Raw genomic sequence first — 1,026 nt, forward strand, 5'->3', positions numbered from 1 at the left:
CCTTCACCCCGTTATTTTTATTAGTGACATCCCCAATCATTGTTGGAGAATATCCCACCCCCTTAGATATGGTAGGGATTATCATGATTGTGGTTGGGTCTTATAGCTTGAATTTGAAAGAGAAAAGAAACGGTTACCTCGCCCCTTTTAAAGGGCTACTCAAGCAACGAGGCCCTCAGCTAATGTTAACCGTAGCTGTAATTTTTAGTATTACATCAAACGTTGATAAGGTGGGGGTACAAAATTCATCTCCAATATTTTGGGCAATTGCGATGCATACCTTTATTGCCACAGGTATGGGAGTGATAATGCTGTCTAAATCAAGAAGTAAATTAAACCAAATTCCAAAATATTTACTATCTATAGTTCCTATTGGTTTCTTTCAGGCCGGAGTAATTTTGTGCCAAATGACAGCTCTGGAAATGACCTTTGTTAGCCACGTGATCGCTGTTAAACGCATGAGTGTTTTAATTAGTGTAATCTTAGGATGTCTAATTTTTAAAGAACCGGGAATTCAGGAAAGAGCAGTTGGCGCAGCAATTATGGTATTGGGAGTTTTACTGATTACTCTATCGGGACATTAGGATTGGGTTTTGGGTAGGGAGCAGGGAATAGGCAAAAGATGTAGGGTGGGCAGTGCTTAGCAAACCAATTGTCAGCGTTTAAATTAGTATGATGCACTGCCCACCAGACCAGCAAAAGATGTAGGGTGGGTAGTGCTTATTAAGGCAAAAGTAATAGATGTAGGGTGGGCAGTGCTTAGCAAAGGGATTGTCAGCTTTTCAATTGGTATGATGCACTGCCCACCAGACCAGCAATAGATGTAGGGTGGGTAGTGCTTATTAAGGCAAAAGTAATAGATGTAGGGTGGGCAGTGCTTAGCAAACCAATTGTCAGCGTTTAAATTGGTATGATGCACTGCCCACCAGACCAGCAAAAGATGTAGGGTGGGTAGTGCTTATTAAGGCAAAAGTAATAGATGTAGGGTGGGCAGTGCTTAGCAAACCAATTGTCAGCGTTTAAATT

Annotated in this window: 1 protein-coding gene; it reads left to right on the top strand. The window is 41.4% G+C overall.

Annotation, left to right across the window (positions count from 1 at the left end):
- The coding region (locus F6K37_RS44310) for an EamA family transporter (RefSeq protein ID WP_287257471.1) at positions 1-584 on the top strand (584 nt) is incomplete at its 5' end.
- Between the last annotated feature and the right edge of the window lie 442 nt (positions 585-1,026).

Origin of the sequence: Moorena sp. SIO4E2 (genome assembly GCF_010671945.1) — a bacterium.
Classification (GTDB): domain Bacteria; phylum Cyanobacteriota; class Cyanobacteriia; order Cyanobacteriales; family Coleofasciculaceae; genus Moorena; species Moorena producens.